We start from the raw sequence: 14,910 nt of genomic DNA, 5'->3' as shown, positions 1-14,910 counted from the left end.
GCCTCGGCGCACTCGCGCAGCACGGCGGGGTCGTCGTCGTCGACCCGCGCCACGCGCCCTCGCCGGCCCGGCGGCAGGGTCGCGAGCGGCACGGCGTCGGGCCGCTCGACCGTGCCGTCCGCGCGCGGCACCGGGTCGCCGTGGGGGTCGCGCACCGGGTGCCCGAGCAGCGCGTCGAGCCGCTCGACGAACCGGTCGGAGACGGCGTGCTCGAGGACCTCGGCCTCGTCGTGCACCTCGTCCCAGCCGTAGCCCAGGTGCTCGACGAGCCACGTCTCCACGAGACGGTGGCGGCGCACCATGGCGACCGCGAGCGCTCGGCCGGACGGCGTCAGCCGGACGGCGCCGTAGCGCTCGTGCTCGACCCAGCCGCGACCCGCCAAGCGGCCCAGGGTCTCCGACACCGACGGCAGGCCGATGCCGAGGCGCTGCGCGAGCATCGAGGGCGTCACCGGGTCGTCGGACCACTCCTGGAGGTTCCAGACCACCTTGAGGTAGTCCTCGGCGACGGGCGTCAGGCCGGGGACCGCGTGCGCGCCGGAGCGCCGCGCGCGGGTCACGCCGGCTCCGGCGCCGCGACCGCGCGTGAGCGGAGCCTCGAGGCGACCCACGCCATCCCGAAGGCGAGGCCCTGGCAGACGACGACGAGGCCCGCGGACGCGGCGTCGAGCAGGTAGCTCGACCAGATGCCGACGACGGCGCAGACGGCCGCGACGAGCGGCGCCACCACGAGCATCCGGCTGATCCGGTCGGTGAGCAGGAAGGCCGTGGCGCCCGGGGTGATGAGCATCGCGACCGCAAGCACGACGCCGACCGCCTGGAGCGCGACGACCACGGTCAGGGCGAGCAGGCCGAGCAGCAGCACCCCGGTGCGCCGCACCGACATCCCGACGACGTGCGCGTGCACGCGGTCGAACGCGTACAGCGTGAAGTCCCGGCGCAGCAGCACGATTACGGTGAACGCGACCGCGGCGAGCACCAGCACCTGCAGGATGTCGGCGTCGGACACGCCCAGCACGTTGCCGAACAGGATGTGCGAGAGGTCGATCTGGCTCGGCGTCGTCGACACGAGCACGACCCCCACGGCGAACACGGTCGTGAACACCACGCCGATCGCGGCGTCCTCCTTGAGCCGCGTCGACTCGCGCACGCCGCCGATGAGCGCGACGGCGCCGACGCCGAACACGAAGGCGCCCACGGCGAACGGCGCGCCGAGCAGGTAGGCGAGCACCACGCCGGGCAGCACGGCGTGGGACACGGCGTCTCCCATGAGCGACCAGCCGATCAGGACGAGCCAGCAGCTCAGCAGCGCGCACACGACCGAGGCGACGAGCGTCACGAGCAGCGCGCGCTGCATGAACTCGAACTGCCAGGGCTCGGCGAGCAGCTCCCACAGCGTCGTCCCGGTCATCGCACGCTCCCCCGGCGGTCGAGGCCGAACGCGAGCGCGAGGTTCTCGGGCGTCACGACGTCGGCGGTCGGCCCGGCGGCCAGCACCGTGCGGTGCAGCAGCACGGACGTGCGGCACAGGTCGGGCAGCGTCCGCAGGTCGTGCGTCGACACGACGATCGTGGCGCCCGCGGCGACCAGACCGTGGAGGACCGCGGTCACGGCCTCGGTCGAGACGACGTCGAGCCCGGTGAACGGCTCGTCGAGCAGGAGCAGCCGCGCGTCCTGCGCGAGCGCCCGGGCCAGCAGCACGCGCTGGCGCTGCCCGCCCGAGAGGCGACCGATCTGCCGCCCGGCGAGGTCGGCGAGACCGACCCGGTCGAGCGCGGCGTCCACGGCGGCGCGGTCCTCGGGCCGGGCACGACGGCGCCCGCCCATCCGGTGGTAGCGCCCCATGAGGACGACGTCGGCGACGACGACCGGGAAGTCCTTGTCGACCTGGTCGACCTGCGGCACGTAGCCCACGAGGCCGTCGCGGCGCGCCTCGTCGGGGGTGCGGCCGAGCACGCGCACGGTGCCGCGCCGTGGGCGCAGGAGCCCCGCGCAGGCCTGGAGCAGCGTCGACTTCCCCGACCCGTTCATGCCGACGAGGCCGCACGCCTGACCGGGCTCGACGGAGATCGAGACGCCGTCGAGCGCGACGACGTCGCGGTAGCGCACCGTGAGGTCCCGGACCTCGAGCGCCGGTCCCGCGTCCGGGCCGCTCATGCCGCCTCCTCTCCCGGCGCGCCCGTGAGGCCCTCGACCACCACGTCGACGTCGTGCCGCAGGAGGTCGAGGTACGTGGGCACGGGCCCGTCCGGCTCGGACAGGGAGTCCACGTAGAGCGTCCCGCCGAAGCGCGCGCCCGTCTCGCGCGCCACCTGGAGCTGGGCGGTGGGCGAGACCGTCGACTCGCAGAACACCGCGGGGACGTCGGCCTCGCGCACGCGGCGGATCACCGCGGCCACCTGCTGGGGCGTGCCCTGCCGCTCCGCGTTGACCGGCCACAGGAAGGCCTCGTCGAGCCCCGCGTCGCGGGCGAGGTAGGAGAACGCGCCCTCGCACGTGACGAGCAGGCGTCGGCCCGGCTCGAGCGCGTCGAGCCGCGCGACCAGCTCGGTCTGCAGCGTCGCCAGCTCGGCGTCGTAGGCCGCGGCCCGCGCGGCGATGTCGGCCGCACGCTCCGGGACCAGCGGCGTGAGCGCGTCGGCGATCGCGGCGACGTACGCGCGACCCGTCGCGGGCGACATCCAGGCGTGCGGGTTGGCGTGGGCGCTGCCGGCGATCGACAGCGGTTCGACGCCGTCGGTGAGCACGACCGTGGGCAGGTCGAGGGGCGCGACGAGCTGCTCGAGCCACACCTCGAGGCCCATCCCGTTGGCGAGCAGCAGGTCGGCGCCGTCCGCCCGGCGCAGGTCGTCGGGCGTCGGCTCGTAGCCGTGGATCTCGGTGCCCACGCCCGTGAGCGACTCGACCCGCACGTCCGGCCCGGCGACCACCTGCGCCATGTCGGCGAGCACGGTGAAGGTCGTGAGCACGAGGGGGCGCGGGTCGGCGGCGGCGTCGGCGGTCGGCGCGCACGCGCCCAGCAGCCCGGCCGAGACCGCGAGCAGCCCGGCGCACAACGCGGTCCGGACGCGGGCTTGCGCGTCCGCACGAGCCCGGGCACGAGAGTTCGGCACACCGAACTTTAGGCCGGGTCAGCGCACCAGGACCAGCAGGAGCTCGACGGAGCCGGTGGGCTCCACGGTGACGAAGCCGAGGTCGGGCGCGTCGAGCCCGAAGGCCTCGAGCGTGACCGGCACCTGGCCCGCCACCTCGATGCCCTCCGGCGTGCGCTGCACCAGGAGCTCGGCCGTGACCGGCTGGCTCACGCCGTGGAAGGTCAGGGTGCCGGGCGCCGCCACGGCGACCGGTGCGGTGGCCGCGCCGACCGCCGCCACGTCGACGGGGGTCGTGAGGGTGAAGGTGGCCTCGGGGAACGTCGTCGTGTCCAGCGCCCGGCGGAAGTACGCGTCACGGGCCGACTCGTCGGTGGCGATCGACGCGGTGTCGACGCGGACCGTCGCCTCCGTGAGCTGCCCCCCGGTCACCGTCAGGCTCCCGGTGACCTGCTCGGTCCGGCCCACGACCGTGACCTGCTCCCCGGAGAGCACCTCGCCGAGGCGGTAGCCGGCCGCCGAGCCCGCGCCCACCTGCCACGTGCCGTCGACGTCGAGCGGCGGCAGCGGCGCGTCCGGGTCGACGGACGGCGTCGCGGTGGGCGTCGTCAGCGCGAGCGGGGCCCGGGCGTCCGGCGCGAGCACGCGTGCGTAGAACCACGGTCCGCCGACGATGAGCCCGACCGCGACCACGACCACGACCAGCGTGGTGACGAGCCAGCGGCGGCGGTGCTCGGGCGGGAGCTGCGGTGCGGGCGGCACCGAGCCGGGACCGGACGGGAGGACCTCCGAGGGGTCGCGCGGTGGCGCACCCGGCCCGTCGAGCGCCCCGGGTGGACGACCGGCGCTCACGCGCCGCGCCCGCGCCGTCGGAGCACGACCGTGAGCACGACGCCGGCCGCGACGAGGACGACCAGGCCCGCGACGATCCACGGCACTGCGCTCGACCCCTCGGCGGCCTCGTCCTGCGCCGCCGTGCCGGCGTCGTCGTCGGCGGCCGGCCCCGACGTGGCCGTCGGGGTGGGCTCCGGAGCCGGCTCCGTCGGGGCCTCGCTCGGGCTCGGCGCCGGCGTGGGCTCGACGGCGGGTGCCGCCTCCAGGGAGAACGAGAAGGTGCCGTCGAGCACGTGCCCGTCCGACGACGGCGCCTGCCAGGCGACGGCGTAGGCGCCGGCCGGCATCCCGGCGCGGAGCGCCTGGGTCACGGTCGTGCCCGCGATCACGGGTGCTCCGTCGGACCAGTCGGCACCGTCCGGGCCGGTCACGACGACCGCGGCACCGCCGATCGCGAGGGGCTCGGCCGAGAAGGTCAGCACGACCTGCGTGGGAGCTGCGGTGAGGGCCGCGCCGTCCGCGGGGTCGGAGCCGAGGAGCTGGTCGTGCGCCGCCGCGGGTCCCGCGACGACGAAGAGCGCCACGAGGGCGACCAGCGCCGTGACGGCTCTGACGGCAGTCCGGGACGCCGCGCGGGCGACGGCACCGATGCGGCGACCACCCAGCGGGCGCGGTGCGGGCCTCCGGTCGACCAGCTGCGTCACGACTCTCCTCCCGGCACGGGTCGAACCCGTGCGGTTCGACGGCGGCACTCACCGTACGCCGCGAGCACGCCCGACCAGGACACCGCCCGCGCAGGCGTGACCGGCGTCACCCGTTCGTGCGGACCGTCACCGGACGGCTCCCCGCGGCGCGTCGGGCGCAGGTGCGCCGGGCCAGCGGATCGCGAAGCCGACGTCCACGCTGCCGTCGGGCGACACCCGGACCAGGCGGTGGTCGAGCATGCTCCGCGTCTCGGGGTCCCAGCGCAGGACGGTCATCTCGGCGACGCCGTTGAGCGGTCCGATGGTCGCCTGCCCGTGCGCGGCGCCGGCCGTGCTGCTGTTCACGTACCGCACGCCCTGGCCGAAGCGGACGGGTCCGAGGCGCCGGTGCTGATGGCCCGAGACCTGGGCGGGGACGCAGCCCTCGTCGAGCGCGAGGTTCCCGACGTTCGGGTTGTGCACGAGCAGGAGGTCGACGTCGCCGTCGTCGCACGCCAGGTCCGCGATCCGCCGTGCGGCCGCCCCGATCGACTCCTCCCCCACGGGGACGGTGCCGACGCCGATGCGCGTCGCGTTCGGGTCGCTGTCGCCGAGGATCCGCAGCCCGGCGACCTCGACGACCTCGCCGTCGAGGACGGTCGCACCGGACTGCCGCTCCTGCGCGCTCGTCTGGTCGCTGTCGTGGTTCCCGTCGGCCACGACGAGGTCGACGCCGTCCGGGACGGCGTCGGCGAAGGCGTCGACGCAGTACTCCTCGACGGCCGTGCCGTTGACCGTCGTGTCACCCGCGTTGAGGACCACCCGCGCGCCCGAGAGCTCGGCCGCGGCGCGGATCACGCGGGCCATGCCGACGTTGCAGTGCAGGTCGCTCACGACCAGCAGGACCACGGGCTCTGCTGCGTCGCCGTCCTCCTCGCGCTCGGCGTCCTCCTCCTGCTCTTCCTGCCCGCCGCCCTGCTCGTCCCGCTCGTCCTGCTCGTCCTGCTCGTCCTGCTGGTCCTGCTCCTCCTGCTGCGACCCGTCCTGCTGCGCGTCGGGAGCTGCCGGACCCTCGCCGTCGGACGCCTGCTGCCCCGCCCCGTCGGCCGGCCCGCTGCCGGGTGTCGTGGCGCTGGGTGTCGTGGCGCTGGGTGTCGTGGGGCCCGGTGTCGTGGCGCTCGGGGTCGTGGCGCGCGTGGCGTCGTCGGACGGGCCCCCCTGGTCACCGGGCATCATGGCCTGCCGCGCGGCGGCCAGGGCGTGGTCCGCCTCCTCGCGCTCGGCCCAGGCGACCTCGAGGTCGTCCCGTGCGGCGTCGTAGAACTCCTCGTTGCTGCGGTACGCGTCGACGACGTACCCGCCGTAGGTGTCGATGACGCCCGCGAGCCGCCCCGTGATGCGCGCACCCTCCAGCGGGGTGTCGTCGAACACTCGCGAGGCCGTCGCGGAGCTGCGCTCGTCGAGCGCGCGCTCGGTGCTCGCGGTCACGGTGCCCGCCATGAGCACGACGATCGCCGTGGCACCCGCCGCCACGCCCGTGTACGGCCGGGCCGTGTGCAGCAGCTCTGCGCGCCGGGTGGGCCCGAGCCCCGCGCGGACGAGCCACGAGACCAGCGCGAGCGTGACCATGGCGAGCGCGGTGCGCCGGGCGGCGTCGAGCAGCAGCCGCTCCACGGCCGCGTCGATCGTCGAGCCGGGCGCGCTGAAGAACTGCACGTAGCCGCGCAGGTCGCCGCCGAGCGCCTCGAGCGTGTCCGCAGGCTCGACGGAGGTGACCTCGCGCGGGATCTCCTGGACCACGATCCGTGCGCCGAGCCCGAGCGGCAGCGGCGAGTCGATCACGAGCGTCCCGAGCGGCCCGAGGTCGAGCGTCATCTCGCCGTCGAGCGTCACGTCGTACCGCGCCAGGTGCGGGCCGAGCGACGACTGCGCCGACGCCGTGGCCACGCCGAAGGCGACGGACGGCACCAGCAGCGCGAGGAGCACCGCGGTCCATCGGAGCGCGCGGCGCACCAGGTGCCGGGCAGGGCGTGCCGGCTCGCGGGGGTCGGCGACCCGGGGGTCGGCGGCACTGGGGTCGACGGCACTGGGGTCGGCGGGTTCGGGAGCGTCGGCTGTCATCTCGCCCTCAGCCTGTCCGATCGTCCGCCCGCCGGGCCACCCGCGCGTCCGTGAGCGGGTTGAGTGCCATGTTCGCTCAGAGCGAACAGCGTGGGAACCGCCGTCACAGCGGCGGGGTCACGGCGTTCTTCTCGTCGCGCCAGGCGAGCCACTCGACGAGGCGCGCGAGGTCGTAGTCGGGACCGCTCACGTCGACGGTGAAGAGGGTCGCGCCGAGCTCGAGGAGCGTGTCGGCGTCGGGGCCCGGCACACCCTCCCGGCCCAGGCCGACGGAACGCTCGATCTGGGCGGGGTCCCGTCCGACGTCGGCGCAGTGCCGGTCCAGGACCGCGGACTTGTGCTCGAAGGTCGCGGCGTCCGCGAAGGAGTGCCAGATCGTGGCGTGCTCCGCGACCACGCGCAGGGTCTTGCGCTCTCCCCCACCACCGATGAGGACCGGGATGTCGCGCGTGGGTGCGGGGTTGAGCGCCGACCACCGCGACCGGATGCGCCGCATGCCGTCCGCGAGGTCGGCGATCCGCGAGCCCGCGGTGCCGAACTCGTACCCGTACTCGTCGTAGTCGCGCTCGAACCAGCCCGCCCCGATGCCGAGGACGAGGCGGCCGTCGCTGATGTGGTCGACCGTCCTCGCCATGTCCGCCAGGAGGTCGGGGTTGCGGTATCCGTTGCAGGTCACCAGGGCGCCGATCTCGACGCGCTCCGTCGCCTCCGCCCAGGCGGCGAGCATGGTCCAGCACTCGAAGTGCTTGCCGTCCGGCTCGCCGGTGAGCGGGAAGAAGTGGTCCCAGTTGAAGACGAGGTCGACGCCGGCCTCCTCCGCGGTCGCGACCGCGCGGCGGATCGCCGGGTAGTCGGCGTGCTGGGGCTGGATCTGGACGCCGATGCGTACGGGACGGTTCACGGGTGCTCCTCGGGCTGGGCTGGACGGCAGGTTAGGGGCGTCGCGGCCCTCGCACGTCGCGGGACCGCCCGCCGGACACGGGGACGTGCCGGGCCGCGGCGAGGGCTCCGGTCAGGTGCGCGAGTCACGACGTTCGCGCCGTCGTCGGCGGACGCGGCGCCGGACGAAGACCCCGAGGGCGACGAGGATCGCGGCGTACACGACGTAGTTGATCACGTCGCTGTACCGGCCGATCTCCGTCCAGCGGTCCCCGAGCACGTAGCCGAGGCCCACCAGCACGCCGTTGTAGACCGCGCTGCCCAACGCGGTCAGGACCACGAACCGCCACAGCGCCATGTGCTCGACGCCGGCGGGGACGGAGACGAGGCTGCGCACGACGGGCACGGCACGGCCGGTGAGCACGGCGCCCGTGCCGTGCCGGCGGAACCAGTGGTCCGCACGGTCGAGGTCGCTCGGCTCGAGGAGCGGCACGCGGTCGGCGGCCCGCTTGAGCCGGTCGAGACCCAGCGTCGCACCCGCCCAGTACAGGACCAGAGCGCCGACGACCGACCCGACCGTCGCGCCCAGGACGGCGAGGAGGACGGGCATCCGTCCCTGGCCGGCCAGCAGGCCCGCGACCGGCAGCACGACCTCGCTCGGGATGGGCGGGAACACGGTCTCGAGCGCGACCATCGCACCCACGCCGACGGGACCCAGCGTCTCGATCGTGTCAGCGACCCAGCCGGCCAGGCCGGTGAGCCGTGCCGGGTCGCTCGTCGTCACCGGACCATGCGACCACGTCCGCGACCGATGCGCTCGACGTGCCCGCACCGCGCGGCGGCGCCAGCATGGGGTCCGGCGAGGAGGTCACGATGGACGAGATGCCGGAACGCGCCCAGCTCGGTCACCCTGCCGAGGCCGAGGTGCCGCAGCACACGGGTGAGCCCGGTCGGGGTCACGCGGCGGACGGGACGCCGCTCGAGGACACCGCCGACTACGAGCTCGCGGTCGAGGACGGGCGCCAGCTCCCGCCCGACGTGCACGACACGGTCCATGCCGTGCCGGTGGACGAGGGCACGAGCACCGACGGCGGCGCGGACGCCGGCCCGGAGTTCCGCGAACCCGGCGCGTGAGCACAGCGGCCGGCGCGTGAGGCGCGTCGGGTCGGCACCGCTCGTCAGCGGTCGGCACCGCTCGTCAGCGGTCGGACCCGACCACCCGTCGGGCCGTCTTCACCCCGTACATGTGGCGGTCCGCGGCCGCGACCAGCTGGTCCGGGTCGTCGCCGGAGGCGCCGACCGCGGCCCCGACGCTCATCCCGACGCGGACGAGACCGTGCGGCGTGGCGAACGGCTCGTCGAACGAGCGCTCGAGCGCGGCGGTGACGTCCGCGACCCGGTACGCGTCGGCGTCGCGCAGCAGCACGACGAACTCGTCGCCGCCGAAGCGGCCGACGACGTCCTCCGGGGTCGTCACGTCGAGGAGCCGGCGTGCGACCTCACGGAGGATGAGGTCGCCGACCTCGTGACCGTGGGTGTCGTTGGCGCGCTTGAAGCCGTCGAGGTCGCAGAAGAGGACCCCGCAGCTCCCCGGGCCGTCGAGCTCGGCCCGGAGGGCCGCGTCCAGGGTGGCCCGGTTCGCGAGGCCGGTCAGCACATCGGTCCGAGCACGTTCGCGGAGCGTCGCCTCCGCCTGGCGCTGGAGCGTGACGTCGAAGCCGACGATGGTCAGCACCTCGGGGCGGCCGGCGTCGTCGCGCACGACGCTCATGAGCATGGAGACACGACGCTGCCCGCCCCAGCGGTCGAGCCAGTCACCCTCCTGGGGAGCCACCTCGCCGGTGCTCAGCGCCCGCCGGACGCAGTCCGTCGCCGGCTCGACCTCGTGCGGCACCACCAGCACGTCGACGAACAGCCGACCGGCCACCTCGGCGGTGGACCAGCCGGTGGCCTCCTCGAGCGCCGCGTTGAAGGCGAGCAGCCGACCGCCGGCGCCGACGAGGCACACGAACGCGGGGGTGGTCGCCACGCACCGCGCCCACAGGCTGTCGGAGGTGGCCTGGCGAGCCACCTCGGCGGCGTCCGGTGACATCGTGTCCATACCACGACGATCGGCAGCGACCCGCGCCGGTCAAGGGTTCGCATCCGAGCGCGTGGCCCGGCGGTGTCCACCGGGTCGTCAGCGCACCGCGCCCAGCACCTCGTTCAGGGCCTCGGTCGACGACGGGTGCGTCCAGATCCCGTCCCGCAGCTCGGACGCGGGGACCCCGGCGCGCATGGCGAGCGCGACGAGGTTGATCACCTCGTGCGAGTCCACGTGCATGAGCGCCGCCCCGACCACGCGGTCGGTCCCGGCGTCGACGACGACCTTGACGATCCCGCGGGCGTCGCCCTCGATCCTCGGCCGCGGCATGGCGGCGATCTCGGCGACCCTCCTCGTCGCGACGCGCACGTCGAGACCGCGGTCCCGCGCCTCCGTCTCCGTGAGGCCGACCCGCGCCAGCGGCGGGGTGAGGAAGAGCGTGTACGGGACGGCCCGGCGGTCCGACACGGTGCGCGTCCCCGCCCCGGCGAGGTCGTCCAGGACGATCCGGTGGTCGTCGAGCGAGACGTACGTGAACTGCGGTCCGCCCTTCACGTCCCCGACGGCGTAGACGCCCTCGGCCGTCGTGCGCAGGTGCCCGTCGACGACCACCGCACCGTCGGACGCGACCTCGACGCCCGCGGCGTCGAGGCCGAGCCCGTCCGTCTCGGGCCGGCGGCCCACGGCCAGCAGGACCGCCTCGGCGTCGATCTCGTGCTCCGCGTCGTCGAGGCGGTAGGTGACCGTCGCCGCGTCGGCCCCGTCGTCCACACGCACGACGGACGCACGCTGCACGAACCGCACGCCCGCGTCGACCAGCGCCTCGGTCGCGACCTCGGCGACGTCCGGGTCCTCGGCCCGCAGGGGGCGCGGGCCACGGTCGAGCACGGTCACGGCCGCGCCGAAGTGCGCGAACATCGACGCGAGCTCGAGCCCGACGTAGCCCCCGCCCACGACGACGAGCCGGCGCGGGAACGGGCTGACGTGCTGGAGCGACGTCGAGTCGTGGACCCGCCCGCCGACGACCGCGCCGGGCACCGAGGGCAGGGCGGGCGACGACCCGGTGTTGATGACGACGGCGTCGGCCGTGAGCCGCAGGCGGTCGTCTCCCGCCGTGACCTCGAGCTCCCGGGCACCGGTGAAGCGCGCCTCCCCGGAGACGAGCAGCACCGACTCGACGTCGGCCAGGAGCGCGTGGTTCCTGCTGCGCATCGTCGTCGTGAGCGAGTCCCGGCGCTGCACCGCGGCGTCGAACCAGGACTGGACGTCGTCCTCGGGTCGACGCGCGTCCGCGTCGTGGATCAGCGCCTTGGTGGGGACGCATGCGACGTTGATGCAGGTCCCACCCACCATCGCCGCGTCCCGCTCGACCAGCGCCACGCGACGGCCGCGCCTCCCGAGGGCACCCGCGAGCGTCTTGCCCGCCTTGCCCCAGCCCACGACGACGACGTCCACGTGCTCGGTCCTCATGGCGACAGCGTGCGCCGCCGGGTGGACCGCCGCCAGGGCCCGCGCGGAGCGCCCTCAGTCCGCCAGGCCGTAGTAGGTGCGCACCTCGGCCTCGAGGCTGTCCGACAGGTCGCCGAGCATGCCGGTGACGCGCGGGGCCCCGTCGACCGTCGCCGCGTCGTACGGGACGACGAGGGCGTCGCCACGGACCGACGCCTCGACGAGGGGGACGTACGCCTCAGCTCGTCCGAGGAGCCCGGTCGTGACGGTGCCCCACGCGGGACCGCCGGTCCGCGCGTCCCGGAACACCTGGGTGAGCGTGCCCAACCGCTCCCCGGCGGTCGTGACGACCGCGCCGCCGGAGTTCAGCACCCTGTCGATGTCGCCGGAGGTGAGCACGTGCGTCTCCATCCCTGCGTGGCAGACGAGCGTCGTCGTGCCTTTCACGGTACGCCCCCCGATGGCAGTCTGAGCGGGGGCCCTCGATCGCCGACGCCGTCACCGTGCTGTCCGACCTGCACCGTCGTCACGACGGCGCCCCCTCCCGTCGGTGGCGTCCGGGACCGCCCGACGTTCACCTGAGGGCAACGCATCCAGGACCTCGCCGGCCGGTTCCGCCGGCTGGCGCCCACCACAGATCGACCGGACAAGGAATCCCACATGACCGATCAGGGCCCAGCAGCCGTGGCGACCGCATACTTCGACGCACTGGCGCGGGGTGACGTGCCCGCCGCGATGGCGCTCTTCGACCCCGGCGTCGTGTGGCACCAGCCCGGTGCCAACAGGTTCTCGGGCGACCACGACGGCGTCGAGGGCGTCGCCGCACTCCTGGGCGGGATGATGGAGACCAGCCAGGGCACCTTCCAGCTGGCCGTCACCGGCCCGACGATGGTCAACGGCGAGCTCGTGGCCGTGCCGGTGCAGTTCTCCGGCTCCCGCGACGGCATGTCGATGGACATGCCGGGTGTCGACCTGCTGACGGTCCGCGACGGGAAGATCGCCGAGGTCCACCTCTTCTCCTCCGACGGCGCAGCCGAGGACGAGTTCTGGGGACGACGGTAGGTCGGCCGCCCCGGGAGCTCCGACGAGCCGTCGGGTGAGGTGGCGCGGGCGCCGCGGTAGCCGTCCGGTCGGATCGGTCCACGAGCGCTCGTCGGCCACATGACGAACAAGGGGGTCGGTGTCCATGAGAAGACCAATGGCCACGTCCGGCTCCTGTGCTCAGGATCCTGACGTGGCCACTGACCAGCGACTACGGGTGGAGCTGAGGGGACTCGAACCCCTGACCCCCTGCATGCCATGCAGGTGCGCTACCAGCTGCGCCACAGCCCCGCTGCCCCGGAAGGCTCGTGCAGTCTAGGCGAACCGAGGGCCGCAGAGGAAATCCGCGCCTGCGTGACCGCCGCCACACCGTCGTCGTTCCCCGCGCGTCCCGGCGCGCCACGGGAGCCGGGTCACGTGCGCATCGCGTCCGCGGTGCTGCTGGGCATCGCGTCGGCAGGTACCCCGGCGTTCCAGTCGTCGACAGCGACCGCCGGTCCGTGGTTGTGCGCCTCGACGTACCAGGCGGGTCCGACGTCCCGGTGACTCGCGCGCAGCAGCGACCAGTGGGCGTTGTGCAGCCCGCCGAGGCCACGCCAGGCCGCGGGGTCGAGCCCGAGGAGCGCGACGAGCCCGAGCGTGATCGCGGCGCCGTGCGACACGACGACGAGCGTCCCGCCGTCGTCGAGGGCCGCCGCGTGCTCGGAGACCGCCTCGACCATGCGCTCGGCCACCTCGGCGCGGGTCTCGGCGCCGGCCCGCTGCGGGTCCTTGCCCTGGCGCCACACGGCGTAGGCGTCCGGCCAGCGCTCCTCGATCTCGGCGGCCGTCAGCCCCTCCCACGTCCCGAACCCGCGTTCGCGCAGCCGCGGGTCCACGTCGACCGGCACGTCGGCCAGCTCGCCGAGGGCGCGGGCGGTCGCGACGGCGCGCCCCAGGTCCGACGACACGATCCGGGCCGGCGTGTGCCGCTGGGCGATGTGCTGGGCGGCCTCGGCGACCTGCCAGGCGCCCACGTCGTCGAGCGGGATGTCGCTGTGGCCCTGCAGGCGCGCGGCCGCGTTGTAGGCCGTGCGGCCGTGGCGCCACAGGACGACGGCACGGGCCGCCATCAGTCGACCTGCCCGTCCCCGCCTCGCGCGTCCTCGGGCAGCTCCACCACCGGGCAGTCCGCCCAGAGACGCTCGAGCGCGTAGTAGACGCGGTCGTCGGCGTGCTGCACGTGGACGACGACGTCGCCGAAGTCCAGCAGCACCCACCTCGCCTCGCGCACGCCCTCGCGACGGATCGCCTTGACGCCCCTCTTGTGGAGCGTCTCCTCGATGTTGTCGACGATCGCCGAGACCTGGCGCTCGTTGGTCGCCGAGGCGATGAGGAACACGTCGGTGAGGACGAGCCGCTCGCTCACGTCGAGGGCGATGATCTCCTGGGCCTTGCGGTCCGAGGCGGCGCGAGCCGCGTCGATCGCGATGTCCAGTGCACGGTCGGAGGCGGCCACTAGTCCCCTGTCGGGTCGTCGGTGCCGCCCGTGGTGCCCACGGGCGGGTCGTCCAGGTCGGTCGCGTCGAGCACGGGCGCGGCAGCGACGACGTCGGCCGCCGCCCCCTGACCCGTGCCGTCCGCGGGCGGTGCGTCCCGCATGACGACCATGAAGATCAGCATCCCGAGCACGAACGCCACGACCACGAGCACGATCATGTGCAACCAGGTGTACGGGTGCGCGCGCACCGGCTCGGGCGCCTGCGTCCCGGCCTCGTCGTCGAGCTCGGGCTCGGCGTCCCGCGCGTCGACCGGCGACGCACCGCCGCTCGGCCCCGCGTCGGCGGCGGCGCTGCCCGACGACGGCGCCTCCGGCGTGGGCGTCCAGCCCGTCTGGCCCGGCGCGACCGCGCTCCAGCGCGGACCCGGCGCGCCGGCGGCGGCCTCGGTGCCGGGCTGCGCCTCGGCGGGCGGCGTCGCGGTGCGCGGCAGCGTCATGGAGCCGAACGTCTGGCCCACCCGCAGCGTGCGGTCCGCCGGCACGAGCGCGATGGCGCCCGGCTGCGGCCCGGTCGGCGTCGGGCGCTGCTCCGGCCACCCCGTCGGCGACGGAGCCCCTGCCGGGGCGGCGGCGTCGCGAGCGGCGGGAAGCACCGTCGTCGGGTCGTCCACCCGCGCGCTCGACCCGTGGAGCGCGGGCACACCAGCGGCCCCCGCAGCCGCACCCGACGACGAGCCACCGGACGACGGCGCGCCGGGGCGCCGCGACGGAGCGGGCGCTGACGGCGTCCACGCGGAGCCGCCGGACGGCTGCGTTGCGGGCTGCGCCGCCGACGGCGCGCCGGGCGCGGTGGTCCACGGCCGGGCGAGCGGCGCTTCGGGCTCGTCCTCCGGCTGGGGGCGGTGGTGCTGCCGACCGGCAGGGGGTCGGGGACCCGGGACGCCCGTGAGGTGACCCGAGGCGACGCCGCGAGGACCGGACGTTGGCTGCTGCTGCCACGGCTGGCGCTGGGCGTCCTGCTGCTGCGACGTCGTCGGCTGCTGCGACGGACCGGGCTGCGACGGACCGGTCTGCTGCGACGGCCCGGGCCGCGACGGCCCAGGCTGCTGCGACGGCCGACCGTCCTGCGCGGGCCGGCCCGGCTGGGTGGGGCGGTCCGCCGGCACCTGCCGGCCCTGCTGCGGCGCGAGTCCGGGCTGGGTCGGTGCGGCCGGCGTGCGTGCCGCACCTTGCGGTGCGGCGTTCGCC

The 14,910-nt window shown here is 75.2% G+C and carries 17 protein-coding genes and 1 tRNA gene; 2 read left to right on the top strand and 16 right to left on the bottom strand.

Annotated features, from left to right (window positions below):
- The 9 genes from ICW40_RS14885 to ICW40_RS14845 all read right to left on the bottom strand — a co-directional run.
- The coding region (locus tag ICW40_RS14885; RefSeq protein ID WP_308121830.1) for a metal-dependent transcriptional regulator at positions 1 to 560 on the bottom strand (560 nt) is incomplete at its 3' end.
- Entirely contained in the window at positions 557 to 1,411 is an 855-nt protein-coding gene (locus tag ICW40_RS14880) for a metal ABC transporter permease (RefSeq protein WP_221654793.1), read from the bottom strand. The genes ICW40_RS14880 and ICW40_RS14885, both read right to left, overlap by 4 nt.
- Complete coding sequence (locus ICW40_RS14875) at positions 1,408 to 2,157, bottom strand: metal ABC transporter ATP-binding protein (RefSeq protein WP_221654792.1); 750 nt, start codon at positions 2,155 to 2,157, stop codon at positions 1,408 to 1,410. The genes ICW40_RS14880 and ICW40_RS14875 overlap by 4 nt, the downstream gene beginning before the upstream one ends.
- Positions 2,154 to 3,113 carry a metal ABC transporter solute-binding protein, Zn/Mn family gene (locus tag ICW40_RS14870; RefSeq protein ID WP_308121829.1) on the bottom strand — a complete coding sequence of 320 codons (960 nt, stop codon included), beginning with the start codon at positions 3,111 to 3,113 and terminating at the stop codon, positions 2,154 to 2,156. The genes ICW40_RS14875 and ICW40_RS14870 overlap by 4 nt, the downstream gene beginning before the upstream one ends.
- A gap of 18 nt (positions 3,114 to 3,131) precedes the next feature.
- On the bottom strand, positions 3,132 to 3,944 hold the full coding sequence (locus ICW40_RS14865) for a YceI family protein (protein ID WP_308121828.1): 813 nt from the start codon (positions 3,942 to 3,944) through the stop codon (positions 3,132 to 3,134).
- Positions 3,941 to 4,630 (bottom strand): copper resistance CopC family protein, encoded by a 690-nt coding sequence (locus ICW40_RS14860; RefSeq protein ID WP_221654791.1) that lies wholly within the window; start codon positions 4,628 to 4,630, stop codon positions 3,941 to 3,943. Before ICW40_RS14860 ends, ICW40_RS14865 begins: the two co-directional genes overlap by 4 nt.
- 126 nt (positions 4,631 to 4,756) lie before the next feature.
- Positions 4,757 to 6,730: a metallophosphoesterase family protein gene (locus tag ICW40_RS14855; protein ID WP_260459254.1), complete on the bottom strand. Its 1,974-nt coding sequence runs from the start codon at positions 6,728 to 6,730 to the stop codon at positions 4,757 to 4,759.
- A 103-nt stretch (positions 6,731 to 6,833) separates the two neighbouring features.
- Entirely contained in the window at positions 6,834 to 7,631 is a 798-nt protein-coding gene (locus ICW40_RS14850; RefSeq protein WP_221654790.1) for an LLM class F420-dependent oxidoreductase, read from the bottom strand.
- Positions 7,632 to 7,742: 111 nt separating this feature from the next.
- A complete protein-coding gene (locus ICW40_RS14845; RefSeq protein WP_308121827.1) occupies positions 7,743 to 8,393 on the bottom strand; it encodes a DedA family protein in 651 nt (216 codons plus the stop codon).
- Positions 8,394 to 8,482: 89 nt separating this feature from the next.
- On the opposite strand from ICW40_RS14845, the gene ICW40_RS14840 reads away from it, so the two are divergent.
- Positions 8,483 to 8,743, top strand: a complete 261-nt coding sequence (locus ICW40_RS14840; RefSeq protein WP_221654789.1) for a hypothetical protein — start codon at positions 8,483 to 8,485, stop codon at positions 8,741 to 8,743.
- A gap of 64 nt (positions 8,744 to 8,807) precedes the next feature.
- On the opposite strand, the gene ICW40_RS21125 is transcribed toward ICW40_RS14840, so the two are convergent.
- From ICW40_RS21125 to ICW40_RS14825, 3 genes are all read right to left on the bottom strand, one after another.
- Complete coding sequence (locus ICW40_RS21125) at positions 8,808 to 9,710, bottom strand: GGDEF domain-containing protein (RefSeq protein WP_260459253.1); 903 nt, start codon at positions 9,708 to 9,710, stop codon at positions 8,808 to 8,810.
- Positions 9,711 to 9,788: 78 nt separating this feature from the next.
- Positions 9,789 to 11,162, bottom strand: a complete 1,374-nt coding sequence (locus ICW40_RS14830) for an FAD-dependent oxidoreductase (RefSeq protein WP_221654788.1) — start codon at positions 11,160 to 11,162, stop codon at positions 9,789 to 9,791.
- A gap of 54 nt (positions 11,163 to 11,216) precedes the next feature.
- Complete coding sequence (locus ICW40_RS14825) at positions 11,217 to 11,540, bottom strand: PRC-barrel domain-containing protein (protein ID WP_221654787.1); 324 nt, start codon at positions 11,538 to 11,540, stop codon at positions 11,217 to 11,219.
- Positions 11,541 to 11,801: 261 nt separating this feature from the next.
- Here ICW40_RS14825 and ICW40_RS14820 point away from each other — a divergent pair, with 261 nt between their 5' ends.
- Positions 11,802 to 12,203 carry a nuclear transport factor 2 family protein gene (locus tag ICW40_RS14820; RefSeq protein WP_221654786.1) on the top strand — a complete coding sequence of 134 codons (402 nt, stop codon included), beginning with the start codon at positions 11,802 to 11,804 and terminating at the stop codon, positions 12,201 to 12,203.
- A gap of 197 nt (positions 12,204 to 12,400) precedes the next feature.
- Here the strand turns inward: ICW40_RS14820 and ICW40_RS14815 are convergent.
- The 4 genes from ICW40_RS14815 to ICW40_RS14800 all read right to left on the bottom strand — a co-directional run bounded on the left by ICW40_RS14815 (position 12,401) and on the right by ICW40_RS14800 (position 14,333).
- A tRNA-Ala gene (locus ICW40_RS14815) sits at positions 12,401 to 12,473 on the bottom strand.
- Between the two features lie 122 nt (positions 12,474 to 12,595).
- Positions 12,596 to 13,294 (bottom strand): histidine phosphatase family protein, encoded by a 699-nt coding sequence (locus tag ICW40_RS14810; RefSeq protein WP_221654785.1) that lies wholly within the window; start codon positions 13,292 to 13,294, stop codon positions 12,596 to 12,598.
- Positions 13,294 to 13,680 (bottom strand): ribosome silencing factor, encoded by a 387-nt coding sequence (rsfS, locus tag ICW40_RS14805; protein WP_221654784.1) that lies wholly within the window; start codon positions 13,678 to 13,680, stop codon positions 13,294 to 13,296. The genes ICW40_RS14810 and rsfS overlap by 1 nt, the downstream gene beginning before the upstream one ends.
- Positions 13,680 to 14,333: a hypothetical protein gene (locus ICW40_RS14800; protein WP_221654783.1), complete on the bottom strand. Its 654-nt coding sequence runs from the start codon at positions 14,331 to 14,333 to the stop codon at positions 13,680 to 13,682. The genes rsfS and ICW40_RS14800 overlap by 1 nt, the downstream gene beginning before the upstream one ends.
- Between the last annotated feature and the right edge of the window lie 577 nt (positions 14,334 to 14,910).

Source organism: Actinotalea ferrariae (genome assembly GCF_019733465.1).
Classification (GTDB): Bacteria; Actinomycetota; Actinomycetes; order Actinomycetales; family Cellulomonadaceae; genus Actinotalea; species Actinotalea ferrariae_A.
Note: the sequence above shows the minus strand (reverse complement) of the source record. Positions and strands in the feature narration are given on the sequence as shown.

Bases quoted from the DNA above. Each gene is read 5' to 3' on its own strand.
- ICW40_RS14880 (WP_221654793.1), bottom strand. From the start codon at position 1,411: ATGACCGGGACGACGCTGTGGGAGCTGCTCGCCGAGCCCTGGCAGTTC.
- ICW40_RS14875 (WP_221654792.1), bottom strand. From the start codon at position 2,157: ATGAGCGGCCCGGACGCGGGACCGGCGCTCGAGGTCCGGGACCTCACG.
- ICW40_RS14855 (WP_260459254.1), bottom strand. From the start codon at position 6,730: ATGACAGCCGACGCTCCCGAACCCGCCGACCCCAGTGCCGTCGACCCC.
- ICW40_RS14840 (WP_221654789.1), top strand. From the start codon at position 8,483: ATGGACGAGATGCCGGAACGCGCCCAGCTCGGTCACCCTGCCGAGGCC.
- ICW40_RS21125 (WP_260459253.1), bottom strand. From the start codon at position 9,710: ATGGACACGATGTCACCGGACGCCGCCGAGGTGGCTCGCCAGGCCACC.
- ICW40_RS14830 (WP_221654788.1), bottom strand. From the start codon at position 11,162: ATGAGGACCGAGCACGTGGACGTCGTCGTCGTGGGCTGGGGCAAGGCG.
- ICW40_RS14820 (WP_221654786.1), top strand. From the start codon at position 11,802: ATGACCGATCAGGGCCCAGCAGCCGTGGCGACCGCATACTTCGACGCA.
- ICW40_RS14810 (WP_221654785.1), bottom strand. From the start codon at position 13,294: ATGGCGGCCCGTGCCGTCGTCCTGTGGCGCCACGGCCGCACGGCCTAC.